Genomic DNA, 15,166 nt, shown 5'->3' with positions numbered 1-15,166 from the left:
CGCGGGTCAGGCGCGCTGCAGACGCCGCCAGTCCTCAAGCGCCGGGTTGTGATCGGGGATGATCACCTGGGCCGTCAGTTCGGCATCCGGCCCCGGATCGGCAGCCCCCGGACTTTCCGCTCGCATCTCGTGAAGAGCTTGCAAGTTGGCCATGACCTGTGGCGCCCGCATCATCGTAACTGAGATATCACGCTGAAGGTCCTGAACCTTCGCTTGGTGCCGCGCTCCGAAATAGAACGACACGATGACGCCCAGTAGCCACCACAGCGGCTCGGGCACCAGCGCAATTCCCTGCATCCGCGCCGCAAACCACAATGGATCGACCATCGCGGCCACGAACAGACCCAATGTCCCCAGCGCCAATGTAGGCCTTGGCAACCGATTCAAACCGTCCATGAAACGGTCAAACCCGCCTTTGCGGGGAGCTTCGAATTCCGCGCCGAACTGGTTCATCGCCTGTCCGCGCAGCGCAACAGCGCGTTCCGCACCGGCCTCCGAGTTCTCGCGGAAAACCTCGGCAGTTTCGCGCACCACGTTGCGCCCACCCCCGAACAGAAGATCAAAAACACCTGCGATCAGTCCCATGCGGCTATCCTTTGCTGAAACTCGGCCATGCTCAGGTGATAGGGCGGAGATAGAAACTCCTCGGCCCGGCGGATCCACCCCCCTTTCACACCGTTGCGGCTGCGCACGTATTTGCGCAAGGCTGGACGTCGGTCAGCAAGCCGGAAATAGTAGTTCCTTCGTGCCACCCCATACGCGTCGCGCAACACCACCGGATCGGGTTTTGCGGCCTGATCGCACGCCCCAGCCGTTCGCGGCCCCAAAACGCCATCCACGGCGAGCGAAAATCCCATCTGCACCAAAAGACGCTGCAGGATGCGCACCGCCTGTCCGCCCGCATTCACGTACATATCGAACAGCGTCGGCTGCAGCACGTGGGGCACCCGTGCCAGACCGGGCTTTTGAAAGTAATGCGTGATGAAAATCGCGACGGCCTGATCCCGGCCTAGCGCCATCACGTCGCGGCGATCGACAGTGCCGTCACGCGTCAGGTCAAGGCCCAACCGTCGCATCGTGTGGATTGTGACACCGTATTTCGTGGCCCCTCCGGGGTCGTCCGGATCATCGACGAAACCGCCCTCGCGGGCTATGATCTCGTTGGCAATCTGTTGAACCGACTGCATGCTGCACCTCTGTGTTCCTATGCGGCCCACGGTCCGGTGAAATCCTTAAATCCATGAAACGAAGAAGGGCGCTGCACGACCAGATCGCGCAACGCCCTTGAACACTCATTCAGGCAACCTACCGAAGGCTGTCCTGTCTCAACTGTCTGCCGGCTCTTCGTAGACGCCCTGCTCCTTCAAGGCATCGATGACCTCTTTCGGCATATAGGTCTCGTCGTGTTTTGCCAGAATTTCAGTGGCTTGGAACACGCCATCAACGTAGCTTCCGGTGCCGACCATCCCCTGACCCTCGGAAAACAGATCAGGCAAGACACCGGTGAAGGCCACCTTCACACTCTCACCCCCGTCGGTGACGGTGAACCGTACGGTTTCACCCTGCCCTCGTACGATCGAGCCTTCTTCGACCAAGCCACCGATGCGGAACACCTCGTTCGGCGCCGGCGGTTCGGCGATTACCTGGCTGGGCGAGCGGAAATAGTTGATCCCGTCTCGCATGGCATAACCGATCAAGCCCGTCGCCAGGGCCAAAGCCACAAAAGCCAACAGAATGATCTGTACACGACGACGTTTCTTCAGCGTCTTCATCTCGCCCTCATGGGAACAGTGGGGCCATCATAAGCCCCGTCGTTTCGGGTTCACCTAACATCAGGTTTGCGTTCTGCAAGGCCTGCCCACTGCTACCTTTTGTCAGGTTGTCCAGCGCCGCGATCACGATGGCACGCCGTTCGATCCTGTCAGCAACGACGCCGATGTGGCAGAAGTTCGATCCGCGCACATGGTGGGTCGAAGGTGTGTCGCCAAAGGGCAGCATCTGAATGAAAGGCTCGTCTAAATAGGCTGCACACAGCGTTTCATAAACGCTCTGCGGATCACCCTTCACATACGAGGTCGCCAGAATGCCCCGGTTCGCGGGGATCAGGTGCGGCGTAAACTGGATGTGAACCGCGCGGCCCGCCAGTTTCGAGAACTCCTGATCGAACTCGCCCAGATGCCGGTGGGTACCGCCGACGGCATAAGCGTTGGTGCCCTCGCTCAGTTCGGCGTGCAGAAGGTTCTCTTTCAGCGCACGCCCCGCCCCGGAGACAGCGCATTTCAGATCAAGAATGATGTCATCCAGGTCGATAACACCGGCCGCGATCAACGGCCGCAGCACGTACTGCCCCGTGGCAGCATTGCACCCGGTGCCAGCCACCAGCCGCGCAGCGCGGATATCCTCACGGTAGAACTCAGTCAGTCCGTAGACAGCCTCATCCTGATGCGTGAGTGCGGCATGCGGATTGCCGTACCATTTCTCGTATTCATCGGGGTCGGCCAGCCGGAAATCCGCCGACAAATCAACGATTTTGAGGTCGGAGGGCAAATCCCGGATGACCTCCTGGCTGGTCTTGTGCGGCAGCGCGCAAAAGCACAGGTCGATCTGGCCAAAGTCAATCTGCTCAATCTTGCACAGACGCGGCAAATCCAGATGGCGCAGATGCGGAAACACCTCGGCCATGGTCTGCCCGGCCTTGCGCTCGGCCGCCAGGGCGGTGATTTCCATGTTTGGGTGCTCGGCGATCAGCCGTACCAGTTCGGCACCGGTATAGCCCGAAGCGCCCAGGATTGCGATTTTGTGGGTCATGTCAGACCTCGTAGATTTATGTGACACGTCTGGCACCCGCCGACATGACAGGTACCGAATAAATTCATGACAGGGGCCGGTCCTTGACCTAAGTCAGGCGGCCTTGAAGGTGATCTGTCGTCGGAGAAATTGCGTTGCCCGGTCACTGACCTTCTGCGGATTGCCTGTGGTCAGGTAACCCGCCTCACCCCCGCCCAGCATATCCGGATGCCGCTGGAGATAATCCGCAAGGCTTTCGGCCACCAGGTCGCCTTGGCTGAACACTTGCACGTCCGGTCCCAACGCTGCCTGAAAGGCTTCGGCCATCAAGGGGTAATGGGTGCAGCCCAAGATCGCAGCCTGCGGTTGCGGCATCTTGCGCTTCAACGCGTCCACATGGCTCCGCACAAGGGCTTCGGCCAGGATCATGTCACCGTCCTCGATGGCATCGACCACGCCACCGCAGGCCTGCGCCTCAACATCGACGCCGATGGCGCGGAACGCCAGTTCACGCTGAAACGCGCGGCTTGCCACGGTTGCCGGCGTGGCAAACAGAGCCACATGTTTGACCGCCACTTCGCGCGGGGGGCTGTTGTCGCCCCACTGGCGCTCGGTCAGCGCCTCGATCAGCGGGACGAACACACCCAGAACGCGCTTGCCCTGGGGCACGCCCTCTTCCTGCATCCGGCGCAGCGCCGCGGCGCTGGCCGTGTTGCAGGCCAGAATCACCAGATCGCAGCCGCGCGACCACAGGTCCTGCACCGCGTTTCGGGTCAGGTTGTAGATATCCTCGGCGTCGCGCACGCCATACGGCGCGTGCGCGCTGTCCGCGTAATACAGGAAATCCACCTCCGGCAGACGTGTCTGCGCGGAGTTCAGGACGGTCAGCCCGCCCAATCCGGAATCAAAGATGCCTACTGCCATTTGCCCCTTCAGGCGCGATGCCGTTCCTCGAATTCATAGCCATAGTCATACGACTTCAGCGGCTTCGGAGACAGCTCATACGTGGCTTTGCGCAAGAAATCCATCATCTTGCGCGTATCGCCGGCCAATGGGTCCAGAACGTCGCGGCCGATGGGCTGCCCCACGACCACATCCACTGGGGTATCGACGCGCTTTTTGAACTCTTTGATCAGCAAACCCATGCGCAGCGTCACATGCAGATGGCTGGCAATCTGGAACAGGCGCGAGGTGTGACCATCGAAAAACAAAGGCACCACGGTCGCTTTTGACTTGGCTACCATCCGAGCGGTGAATCCGCGCCAGCCCGGGTCCATCGGGTGCGCGAACGGTCGGGCCGCCGTGCTGACCGTGCCACCGGGAAAAATCCCGATTGCCCCACCCTGACCCAGATAATCCAGGGCGGTTTTTCGGGTCTGCAGGTTCAGCCGCATCGCCTCTTTGGTCTGATCGAAGGAGATCGGCAGGATGATACGGTTCAGATCCTCGGCCTTGTGGAACACATGATTGGCCAGAATCCGGAAATCTCCGCGGGTCTGGGACAGCACATGCCCCATCATCAACCCATCAAGAATCCCGTAGGGGTGGTTGGCGATCAGGATCAGCGGGCCGTCCTTGGGGATGTTTGACAGCGCCCCGCCCACCACGTTCAGGCTCAGCCCGTAGCGTTCGACCATGACCGACCAGAAATCACGGCCATTGGCGACCTCGCGCTCGTAACCATCCGCGCGCCGGATCAGACGCAGCCGACCGGTCGTGTTCTCCATCAGTTTGATGACCATGCGCCCACCCCGCGTTTCAGCAGAATGGGCGTAGGAAATGTCCCGAGCGACTTGGCGACGTGATTTCATCACGGGTCTCCGGCGTGGCCGTCATCGGACGGGAACCCTACCGCGCCTCCATGACACCGATATGACGTTACTCGGCCGCGGCCAGCGTCTCGGTCCCTCCTTGCCGGATCACGGCCAGAAGTTCCTCGCGCCGCTTGGCGGCCTTGGCTTCGTTGGCGGCCAATACCGGACCGAAACCGCGGATGTCCAGCGGCAACCGCGCCAGCGCGACAATCGCATCGCGGGTGTTGTCATCCAGCTTGGGCAGAACCTCTTTCATGTCCGCCTCATACTGACGGATCAAGGCCCGTTCCATTCGGCGCTCGGCGGTATAGCCGAAGATGTCCAGCGGCGTGCCGCGTAGCCCCTTCAGCTTGGCCAGAACCTTCATCGGCCCCAGCAGCCATTCGCTGAATTGCCGTTTGCGCGGACGCCCGTCCGGCCCTTTGCCCCCCAGAATCGGCGGAGCAAGGTGGAAGGTCATCTTGATGTCGCCGTCGAATTCGGCGGCGGCCTTGTCGCGGCTGTCCAGCAGCAGGCGGGCCACCTCGTATTCGTCCTTGTAGGACAACAGCTTGTGATACCCACGCGCGACTGCATCCCGGACCTTCGGGTCTTCGATCGACTCGACCAGCTTGAGATAGCGCCTGGACAACCGTTTGCCCTGATAGGCCACCAGATGATCGGCCCGGAAGGCGATGGCCTGCTCGGGTGTCTTGGGCAATTCGGTCACCGTGGGGGTCACGATGCGCGCCACTTCCTCGGGATGAAGAACCGCCCAGCGGCCGACCTCGAAGGCGCGCTTGTTGCGCTCGACCGCGGCGCCGTTCAGCTCGATCGCGGTCATGATCGCCTCGTGGCTGACAGGCAGCAGACCCCGCTGCCAGGCCGCCCCGAACACCATCATGTTGGAATAGATCGAATCGCCCATCACCGCGCGTGCCAACTCGGTCGCGTCGAACAGGGCAAGACCGTCCTTCAGTCGCGCTTCCAGCGCCAGTTCCAGCCGGTCGACCGGAATGTGGAACTCGGTGTTGCGGGTGAAATCGCCAGTTATGATCTCGTGGCTGTTGACCACCGCGCCGGTCTGACCAGTGCGCGTCAGGCCCAGCGTCTTGGCCCCGGCCGACACCACGAGGTCGCCTCCGATCAGCGCATGCGCTTCGCCGGTGGCCACGCGGATGGCGCTGATGTCTTCGGGCTTGTTGGCCAGGCGACAGTGGATATGCACCGCGCCCCCCTTCTGCGCCAGCCCGGCCATTTCCATCATGCCCGCGCCCTTGCCGTCGATCTGCGCGGCCTGCGCCAGAACCGCCCCGATGGTCACGACGCCGGTGCCGCCGACGCCGGTGATGACCACGTTATGCGTGCCCTCGATCTGCGGCAGTACCGGCTGCGGCAGATGGGGGATGTCGATTTCGGTGGTGGCTTCCTTGCGGATCTTGGCGCCTTCCAGCGTGACGAAGGACGGGCAGAACCCGTTGAGGCACGAGAAATCCTTGTTGCAACTGGACTGGTCGATCGCCCGCTTGCGGCCCAGCTCGGTTTCCTTGGGCACGATCGAGACACAGTTCGACTGCACCCCGCAATCGCCGCAGCCCTCGCAGATGTCCGAGTTGATGAACACCCGCTTGTCCGGGTCCGGGAAGGTCCCGCGCTTGCGGCGGCGGCGTTTCTCGGCGGCGCAGGTCTGGACGTAGACGATGACCGACACGCCTTCAATCTCGCGGTACTTGTTCTGAACCGCCATCAGCTCGGCCCGTTCGTGGGTTTCCACGTCGCCGGGCAGCACCTTGAAGTTCACGTCTTCCTTTTCGTCATAGACGACGGCCACATGCTGCACGCCCATTGATTTGACCTCGCGCACGATGCGCTCGGCGGTCAGATGGCCCTCGTTCTCCTGCCCGCCGGTCATGGCGACCGCGTCGTTGAACAGGATCTTGAAGGTAATGTTGGTTCCGGCCGCCAGCGCAGCCCGGATCGCTTGAACGCCCGAGTGGTTGTAGGTGCCGTCGCCCAGGTTCTGGAACACATGCTTCGTGGTCGAAAACGGCGCCTCACCGATCCAGTTGGCGCCTTCGCCGCCCATCTGGGTAAAGCCGGTGGTCTCGCGATCCATCCATTGCACCATGTAGTGACAGCCGATCCCGGCATAGGCCCGGCTGCCCTCCGGCACTTTGGTCGAGCTATTGTGCGGACAGCCCGAGCAGAAATACGGCAGCCGTGTCGCGATCTCCTGCGCGTTGTCGTTGCGGCGCGCCTCTTGCAGGCTGGCCAGCCCTGCGCGAATACCGTCGGTTTCGCGACCTTCCTCGATGAAGATCTCGCCCAGCTTTTCGGCGATCATGATCGGATCAAGCGCACCACGGGTCGGGAACAGCTCTTCGCGGTGCAGCGTGCCTGCCCCGCCCTTGTACCAGCCGTACACGCGACGTCCGCGACGGTCGTCAAAGATCGCCTCTTTGACCTGCACTTCGATCAGCTTGCGCTTTTCTTCGACGATGATGATCAGGTCCAGCCCCTCGGCCCAATCATGGAACCCCTTCATGTCCAACGGGAAGGTCTGGCCGATCTTGTAGGTGGTGATCCCGAGCCGTTCGGCCTCGGCCTCGTCGATGTTCAGTAGCGACATGGCGTGGACCAGGTCCAGCCAGTTCTTGCCCGCCGCGGCAATGCCGATCTTGGCGCCCGGCTTGCCCCAGACCCGCCGGTCCATCCGGTTGGCGTGTGAAAACACTTCGGCCGCGAACCGCTTGTAGTCGATGATCCGCGCCTCCTGCAGGTGCGGCGTGTCGCCCAGCCGGATGTTCAGCCCACCTTCGGGCATGTCGAATTCCGGCGTCACCAGTTGCATCCGGTCAGGCCGGCCATCCACGACCGAGGTCACCTCGATCGTGTCCTTCATCGTCTTGAGGCCGACCCAGACCCCAGCAAACCGGCTGAGCGCAAAGCCGTAGATCCCATAGTCGAGGATTTCCTGCACTCCGGCCGGACTGACGACGGGCATGTACATATCAACCATCGACCATTCCGACTGGTGCAGCACGGTCGAGCTTTCGCCCGTGTGGTCGTCGCCCATCGCCATCAGGACGCCACCATGCTTGGCGGTTCCGGCCATGTTGGCGTGACGCATCACATCGCCGGACCGGTCCACACCCGGCCCCTTGCCGTACCACAGGCCGAACACGCCGTCATACTTTCCATCGCCGCGCAGACCCGCCTGCTGGCTGCCCCACAGGGCTGTGGCGGCCAGGTCCTCGTTCAGACCGTATTGAAAGGTCACATCGCACTCGGCCAATTGCTTTTCGGCGCGCGACATTTGAAGATCGACCGCACCCAGCGGAGACCCCCGGTATCCGGTGACCAGACCGGCAGTGTTTAGACCGGCGGCGGTATCGCGTGCCTTCTGCATCATCATCAGACGAACAAGCGCCTGCGTACCATTCAAAAGCACCGGGCTTTTGGTCAGATCGAAACGGTCATTGAGCGAAATCTTTGGCTGACTCATCAGACGCCTCCCCACGTCGGAATAGTGTGCTGCATTTGACGTCATTTTAGGTCATAATTTCTGACCTGTATACAAAATTCCCCCTGTTCTGTAACGATTTCCCCGTTTGAATATGGAATTTGTTACCTCTTTCATATAGGGCTGCCAAAGGATAACGAAAGTTGCGACGATGAATTGGGACAAGCTCAGAATATTTCACGCGGTAGCTGACGCCGGCAGCCTGACGCATGCCGGCGACAAGCTGAATCTGTCCCAATCCGCCGTCAGCCGTCAGGTTCGCGCACTTGAGGAATCGCTGGGTGCCACACTGTTCCATCGCCACGCCCGCGGTCTGATTCTAACGGAACAGGGCGAGCTTCTGTTCGATGCAACAACGGCCATGTCCAAGCGTCTGGACGCTGCTGCAGCGCGAATCCGCGACAGCGAGGATGAGGTCTTTGGAGTCCTGCGGGTCACCACGACTTTTGGCTTCGGGACCCTGTGGCTGGCGCCGCGCCTGCCCAAGCTGTATGAGCAGTATCCGGACCTGAATATTGACCTGATGCTCGAAGAACGCGTGCTGGATCTTCCGATGCGCGAAGCGGATGTCGCTATCCGGATGAAGGAACCCAGTCAGGCCGATCTCGTCCGCAAGCGTCTGATGACCGTTCGAATGATGTTGTACGCGACCAAGAACTATCTGGATTCGCACGGAGGCGCGCCCCAGACGCTGGAGGATATTTCGAAACACCGCCTGATCTGTCAGACCCCTTCCGCACCCCAGGTTGGCGTTGGCGCGTCGATGGTCAGTCACCTTATGACCTACGAACCCAGCTCACTGCTGACGGTGAACAACTACTTTGGTGTTCTGCAGGGTGTCCTCAATGACCTCGGAATTGGCGTCCTGCCCGACTACGTGACCGAGGATTTCCCTGACCTGGTCCCGATCCTCTCCGACATCGAGACGGCGAATGTGCCGGTATATTTGGCCTATCCTGAAGAACTGAGGCACTCAAAACGGGTCGCAGCGTTCCGAGACTTCGTTCAGGATGAAATCATTGCGCATCGCAAGCAGCTGAAACATCTGGGAAAACTGTAGCTATGCACTCGCAGCATAGCGGACATGCCCTCAATGCGCCCAAAAAACCTTGATCGTTCACAGAGTGATCCCTAAATGAGCACTCGAAGGCGATGATGCTGAAACGCTCATCATCTTCATACCTCCCTGTTGGACTACGGCCGAGCTTAGTGCTCGGCCTTTTTTTTGGCCTGCACCCCGGCGCGCGGTGCCAAATCGTTTGGAATTATTTTGCCAACGGGCCTATGATCGCGAAAAACCATAATATTTCGTGTTCGAGGACAAAGTTTATGACCATCCTACTCCGCCTGTTTTTGATGGCGTTGGTATCCGTCACGTTCCTGGCCCGGCCAAGCATGGCCCAGAGCACCAGCGAACCCACCGCCAGCCATGTGACCATCCCCGAAGATCTGACCCCCGAACAGGTCGACGATCTGGTGGCGAGAATGTCTGACGATCAGGTCCGGGCCATTCTGCTGGAACGGCTTGATGCGGTCGCGGCGAAACAGGCCGAAACGCAGACATCCCGTAAGGGGCTGCTGCAAACGATTTCATCCTCGGCGGGCGACATGGCTGCGTCTTGGCTGGATGTCATCCGCAAGGTTCCGCTGCTGGTTTCGGCGCAGGTCGAAGCCTTCAGCAATTTCGGAAACAAGTTTGGCGCAAGCGGTCTGGCAACCCTGTTCGGGTTCACCTTCCTGGCGCTTGCAATCGGGTATGCCGCAGAAACCGCAGTTGGCCTTTGGACACGCCGTTGGATCAAAGTCGTCGATGGGGATGCCTCGACCAACCTAAAAGGCGCCGTAGTCTTTCTGTTCAAGCGCTTCTGCGTCGAGTTTCTGGGGCTGCTTGTCTTTTATTACACGCTGGTTTTCGTCGGGCGTCGGTTGCTGGACGAACAACAGATTGCCCAGGCCGCACCGTTCGTGTTCTTCCTGATCTGGTTCCCCCGCCTGGGAGCCGCGATTTCCCGTTTCATTCTCGCCCCGAAGCAGAGCAACCTGCGACTGGTCAACGTAAATGACAAATGGGCAAAATACCTGCATCGGAACCTGATCGGCCTGTTCCTATTGATCGGGTTCACCCTGTTCATCCTGGATTTCAATGCGATGAATGGCGTAATGCCGGGTGAATCGCGCCTTGGTTTCTGGCTGAACACCGCCATCCATATCTATGTCGGTGTCATTGCTTGGACGGCCCGCAACGGTCTGACCGACATGATGCGTGGTTCCGATCCGGATCGCACCCATTTCGACGAAGAAGTCGCCCGCTACTATCCGTATTTTGCGATCGCCGTGTCGGCGGGTACCTGGCTTTTGGTCGAGTTCCTCGCCGCTCAGCGTAATCCGGCCGTGTTTGCCCTTCTGTCCGAAGGCGCGCATTTCGTCACGATGTTCTGGCTGTTGATCGCACCGGCGCTCGACACGCTGATCCGAGGGCTGACCCGGCACCTGCTGCCGCCGATGATGGGCGATGGTCCGATCGCGGAACGTGCCTACAAATCGACCAAACGCAGCTACATCCGCATCGGACGCGTTCTGGCCGGCATTCTGGTCATTCTGATGATTGCGGATGCCTGGAATCTGGACCTGCAGGATATTGCGGGCGGGGACTCGGAAGCCGGCAGCAAACTGGTTCAGTTCTTCATCATCATCGCAATCGGCTACATCCTGAACGAGGTGGTCTCGCTCTGGATCAACCGCCGGCTTGCCAAAGAGCAGACGGCTTCGGAGCAGAGCCCCGATGAGGAAGCCGGCGAAGGCGGCGGTGCCGGCGGCTCGCGCCTTGCCACGGTTCTACCGTTGCTGCGCGTGACCGCTCAGGTTGCCATCGCGGTGATCTTTGCCTTGCTGGCGTTGGGCGCACTGGGCCTGGACATCACACCGCTTCTGGCTGGTGCTGGTATCCTGGGTCTGGCCATCGGCTTTGGTGCGCAGAAACTGGTCTCGGACATCGTGGGCGGGATTTTCTTCCTGATCGACGATGCTTTCCGAGTGGGTGAATATGTCGATGTGGGTGGCACCACCGGCACGGTGGAAAAGATCTCGATCCGCTCCATGCAGCTGCGCCACCATCGTGGCCCGGTGCACACCATTCCCTATGGCGAGATCCAGAAGCTGACCAACTACAGCCGCGACTGGGTCATCATGAAGCTGAAATTCACCGTGCCCTTCGACACCGATCCAAACAAGGTCAAGAAGATCTTCAAGAAGATCGGCGCCGAGATGATGGAGGACCCGCTCCACAAGGATGGCTTCCTGCAGCCCTTCAAATCGCAGGGCGTGTTCGACTTTGACGATGTCGGCATGATCATCCGCGGCAAGTTCATGGCCAAGCCCGGCAAGCAGTTCACCCTGCGCAAGGAGATCTTCAACCGGGTCAAGGCCGCCTTCAAGGAGAACGGGATCGACTTTGCCCGCCGCGAGGTGCGCGTTGCGATCCCCGGTTTGGAAGAGGCCGAAAACCTGACCGAACAGCAGAAAGCGGCGATCGGCGCGGCCGCGGCCGACGCCGTGAACAAGAAAGAAGAGCCGCCTCAATAAGGGCGGCGGGACAGCGGCGCACGCGCTGCTGTCCCCGTCATTCCGGTGGTGCGACCTGCATTTCCCGGTCGCAGATCGCTGCTTTCTGCCAGCAAATAGCGGGTTCCTGTTCGCTGCGCGCTCTTGACCCTTTCCCAAATCGCCCGGTTGCCCTAAAAGGCCCGCAATCCCGGCCACCTTGGAAACAGGACACACGATGCAAGAGCCCGCCATCACACCGGATCTGATTGCCGCACACGGGTTGAAACCCGAAGAATACGACATGATCCTCGAGATTATCGGGCGCGAGCCGACCTTTACCGAGCTGGGGATTTTCTCGGCCATGTGGAACGAGCACTGTTCTTACAAATCCTCGAAGAAATGGTTGCGCACCCTGCCCACCTCGGGCCCTCAGGTGATCTGCGGACCCGGTGAAAACGCCGGTGTGGTCGATATCGGCGACGGGCAGGCCGTGGTCTTCAAAATGGAAAGCCACAACCACCCGTCGTACATCGAACCCTATCAAGGGGCGGCAACCGGCGTGGGCGGCATCCTGCGCGACGTGTTCACCATGGGCGCGCGGCCCATCGCGGCGATGAACGCGCTGTCCTTCGGCGAACCCGACCACCCCAAGACCCGCCAGCTGGTCAATGGCGTGGTCGAAGGCATCGGAGGCTACGGAAACTGTTTCGGCGTGCCGACCGTAGGCGGCGAAGTTCGGTTCCACCCGGCCTACAACGGCAACTGCCTCGTAAACGCCTTTGCCGCTGGGCTGGCGGATGCTGACAAGATCTTCTACTCGGCCGCGTCGGGCGTGGGCATGCCCGTCGTCTATCTGGGCGCCAAGACGGGCCGCGACGGCGTGGGCGGTGCCACGATGGCCTCGGCCGAATTCGACGACACGATCGAGGAAAAGCGCCCCACCGTGCAGGTCGGTGACCCCTTCACCGAAAAACGCCTGATGGAGGCGACGCTGGAACTGATGCAGACCGGCGCCGTGATCTCGATTCAGGACATGGGCGCGGCGGGCCTGACCTGCTCGGCCGTTGAGATGGGCGACAAGGGCGGGCTGGGTGTCCGGCTGGACCTGGAAAACGTGCCCCAGCGCGAAGAGATCATGACGGCCTATGAGATGATGCTGTCCGAGTCCCAGGAACGCATGCTGATGGTGCTGAAGCCCGAGCTTGAGGCCGAAGCCCGCGCCGTGTTCGAGAAATGGGATCTGGATTTCGCCATCGTCGGTGAAACCATCGCCGAAGACCGGTTCCTGATCATGCACAACGGCGAAATCAAGGCCGACCTGCCGCTGTCGAAACTGGCATCAACGGCACCGGAATACGACCGCCCCTGGGTCCCCACCTCGGCGGCCGAAGATCTGGGCGAGGTACCGCAGATCGACCCGATCGACGGGCTGCGTGCGCTGATCTCGTCGCCTAACTACGCAAGCAAGCACTGGGTCTATGAGCAATACGACACCATGGTGATGGCTGACACGGCGCGTACGCCTGGCGTTGGTGCAGGCATGGTGCGCGTGCATGGCACCGACAAGGTGCTGGCCTTCACTTCGGACGTGACCCCGCGATACGTGCGCGCCAACCCCGAGGAAGGCGGCAAGCAGGCCGTGGCCGAAGCCTATCGCAACCTGACCGCCGTTGGTGCCAAACCGCTGGCCACCACTGACAACCTGAATTTCGGCAACCCCGAAAAGCCCGAGATCATGGGCCAGTTCGTCGGTGCCATCCAAGGCATCGGCGCCGCCGTGGCCGCGCTGGATATGCCGATCGTCTCGGGCAACGTGTCGCTCTACAACGAAACCGACGGTCAGGCGATCCTGCCCACACCGACCATCGGTGCCGTCGGCCTTTTGCAGCACGCCGACGAAATCATCGGCACCGAGGTGCGTGAAGGCCACGTTGCGCTGGTGATCGGCGAAACCAAGGGGCATCTGGGCCAATCCGCCCTGCTGGCCGAGGTCTTCAACCGCGAAGACGGCGACGCCCCGCATGTGGATCTGGATGCGGAAAAGCGCAACGGCGACTTCATCCGGGCCAATCGCGAGATGATCAAGGCCTGTACTGACCTGAGCGATGGCGGCCTTGCACTGGCGGCCTTCGAACTGGCCGAAGCCGCGGGCGTGGGTGTGCATCTTGATGACGCCCCGACCGAGTTCCTGTTCGGTGAGGATCAGGGCCGTTACCTGGTGGCCTGCAACTTCGATCAGGCCGAAGCGCTGATGATTGCGGCGGGCCAGGCTGGCGTGCCGCTGGTTTCGGTCGGTCGCTTTACCGGAGAAACCGTGCGGATCGGCGCGTCCGAAACTCCTCTGAGTGAACTCTCAGCGATGTATCGCAGCAGTTTTGCCGAAGCTGTCGCCTGAGCACGACGACGCTGAACCATACTCGGATCCTGCGCTGTTCGATCAGCGCGGGATCTGACTTTTCCAAGGGCGCTGCACACCCTTGCGCGGGCTTCGGCATCGCTCTACATCTTTGAAAAGACCTTCAGGAGTATCTTAAATGCCAATGAGCGCCCACGAAATCGAACATCTGCTGCGCGAAGCCTTTCCGAATGCAGAAATCCAGGTCGGCGGCACCGATGGCGTACACATGTCCGCCATGGTCGTGGACGAAAGCTTTCGCGGGAAGAACAGGGTCCAGCAGCAGCGCGCCGTCTATGCGGCGCTGAAGGGCAAGATGGACGGCCCGGATGGCGAGTTGCACGCGCTGGCGTTGACCACGAAAGTACCCGAGTGATGAGGCCGGCGGCGGCCAGTGCCATGCCCACTCTGGTGATGGCGCCCGCTGCCTTGTGCATTCCGATGGCATCCGACAATTCGGTCACGTGACATGATCGGTTGGGTTGTCTGGATCGCAATATGTGTCGGCGGACTGGTGGTTGCCGCGGCTCTGCTCGAAGCCTATCTGAATCGGAACAGAACAAGATGACTGTCGGAAATGCGCCCCGACACCAACGCTATGAAACGCAGACCGTGGGAAGCCGACGGCGTGACAAAAGTCAATGAAATCGACGAGGTTCGTGCGATGAACCAGCGTACTGAACCAAGAAACTGGTGGCGCAGCCGCCAATCGAAATGACCGCCCGACAGACGGACGAACGTAAACAAGGAAACGCGAAATGACCGACGTTAAGACCCAGATCGACGAAACCGTCAAAAGCAACGATGTGGTGCTGTACATGAAGGGCACCAAAGAAATGCCGCAGTGCGGATTTTCATCTCGGGTGGCCGGTGTTCTGAACTATATGGGTGTCGAATACACCGACGTGAACGTACTGGCGGACGAGGAAATCCGTCAGGGCATCAAGGACTATTCGGACTGGCCGACCGTGCCTCAACTCTACGTCAAAGGCGAATTTGTGGGTGGTTGTGATATCATCACGGAAATGACCCTGTCAGGAGAGCTGGACACGCTCTTCGACGAAAACGGTGTCGCCTACAACAAGGAAGCCGCCGACAAAATCCGCGAGGCAAACGCCTGATCAG

General features: G+C 60.6%; 12 protein-coding genes. 5 read left to right on the top strand and 7 right to left on the bottom strand.

Annotation, left to right across the window (positions count from 1 at the left end; all coding sequences use genetic code 11):
- Positions 1 to 6: 6 nt before the first annotated feature.
- The 7 genes from ACR0CU_RS05015 to ACR0CU_RS04985 all read right to left on the bottom strand — a co-directional run bounded on the left by ACR0CU_RS05015 (position 7) and on the right by ACR0CU_RS04985 (position 8,085).
- Positions 7 to 585 (bottom strand): holin family protein, encoded by a 579-nt coding sequence (locus ACR0CU_RS05015; RefSeq protein ID WP_170445766.1) that lies wholly within the window; start codon positions 583 to 585, stop codon positions 7 to 9.
- The gene (locus ACR0CU_RS05010) at positions 576 to 1,187 is read right to left on the bottom strand and encodes a holin-associated N-acetylmuramidase (RefSeq protein ID WP_170432804.1); all 612 of its coding nucleotides are present in this window, start codon (positions 1,185 to 1,187) and stop codon (positions 576 to 578) included. The genes ACR0CU_RS05015 and ACR0CU_RS05010 overlap by 10 nt, the downstream gene beginning before the upstream one ends.
- 138 nt (positions 1,188 to 1,325) lie before the next feature.
- Complete coding sequence (gene ccmE / locus ACR0CU_RS05005; RefSeq protein ID WP_170338751.1) at positions 1,326 to 1,772, bottom strand: cytochrome c maturation protein CcmE; 447 nt, start codon at positions 1,770 to 1,772, stop codon at positions 1,326 to 1,328.
- 7 nt (positions 1,773 to 1,779) lie between these two features.
- Positions 1,780 to 2,808, bottom strand: coding sequence for an N-acetyl-gamma-glutamyl-phosphate reductase (gene argC / locus ACR0CU_RS05000; RefSeq protein ID WP_170437432.1), 1,029 nt, complete (start codon positions 2,806 to 2,808; stop codon positions 1,780 to 1,782).
- A 93-nt stretch (positions 2,809 to 2,901) separates the two neighbouring features.
- On the bottom strand, positions 2,902 to 3,711 hold the full coding sequence (locus tag ACR0CU_RS04995; protein WP_170437430.1) for a glutamate racemase: 810 nt from the start codon (positions 3,709 to 3,711) through the stop codon (positions 2,902 to 2,904).
- An 8-nt stretch (positions 3,712 to 3,719) separates the two neighbouring features.
- Complete coding sequence (locus tag ACR0CU_RS04990) at positions 3,720 to 4,598, bottom strand: lysophospholipid acyltransferase family protein (RefSeq protein ID WP_170339337.1); 879 nt, start codon at positions 4,596 to 4,598, stop codon at positions 3,720 to 3,722.
- Positions 4,599 to 4,665: 67 nt separating this feature from the next.
- Positions 4,666 to 8,085, bottom strand: coding sequence for an indolepyruvate ferredoxin oxidoreductase family protein (locus tag ACR0CU_RS04985; protein WP_170371129.1), 3,420 nt, complete (start codon positions 8,083 to 8,085; stop codon positions 4,666 to 4,668).
- Between the two features lie 169 nt (positions 8,086 to 8,254).
- Between ACR0CU_RS04985 and ACR0CU_RS04980 the strand changes: the two genes are divergently transcribed.
- The 5 genes from ACR0CU_RS04980 to grxD all read left to right on the top strand — a co-directional run bounded on the left by ACR0CU_RS04980 (position 8,255) and on the right by grxD (position 15,162).
- The gene (locus ACR0CU_RS04980; RefSeq protein WP_170442633.1) at positions 8,255 to 9,163 is read left to right on the top strand and encodes a LysR family transcriptional regulator; all 909 of its coding nucleotides are present in this window, start codon (positions 8,255 to 8,257) and stop codon (positions 9,161 to 9,163) included.
- A gap of 269 nt (positions 9,164 to 9,432) precedes the next feature.
- Positions 9,433 to 11,685: a mechanosensitive ion channel family protein gene (locus ACR0CU_RS04975; protein ID WP_170445763.1), complete on the top strand. Its 2,253-nt coding sequence runs from the start codon at positions 9,433 to 9,435 to the stop codon at positions 11,683 to 11,685.
- Between the two features lie 196 nt (positions 11,686 to 11,881).
- On the top strand, positions 11,882 to 14,041 hold the full coding sequence (purL, locus tag ACR0CU_RS04970) for a phosphoribosylformylglycinamidine synthase subunit PurL (protein ID WP_170445761.1): 2,160 nt from the start codon (positions 11,882 to 11,884) through the stop codon (positions 14,039 to 14,041).
- A 139-nt stretch (positions 14,042 to 14,180) separates the two neighbouring features.
- Positions 14,181 to 14,417, top strand: coding sequence for a BolA/IbaG family iron-sulfur metabolism protein (locus tag ACR0CU_RS04965; RefSeq protein ID WP_093961963.1), 237 nt, complete (start codon positions 14,181 to 14,183; stop codon positions 14,415 to 14,417).
- Positions 14,418 to 14,799: 382 nt separating this feature from the next.
- Complete coding sequence (gene grxD / locus ACR0CU_RS04960; RefSeq protein WP_170338767.1) at positions 14,800 to 15,162, top strand: Grx4 family monothiol glutaredoxin; 363 nt, start codon at positions 14,800 to 14,802, stop codon at positions 15,160 to 15,162.
- The last annotated feature ends 4 nt before the right edge of the window (positions 15,163 to 15,166 follow it).

It is taken from the genome of Ruegeria sp. BC2, assembly GCF_056539245.1.
Note: the sequence above shows the minus strand (reverse complement) of the source record. Positions and strands in the feature narration are given on the sequence as shown.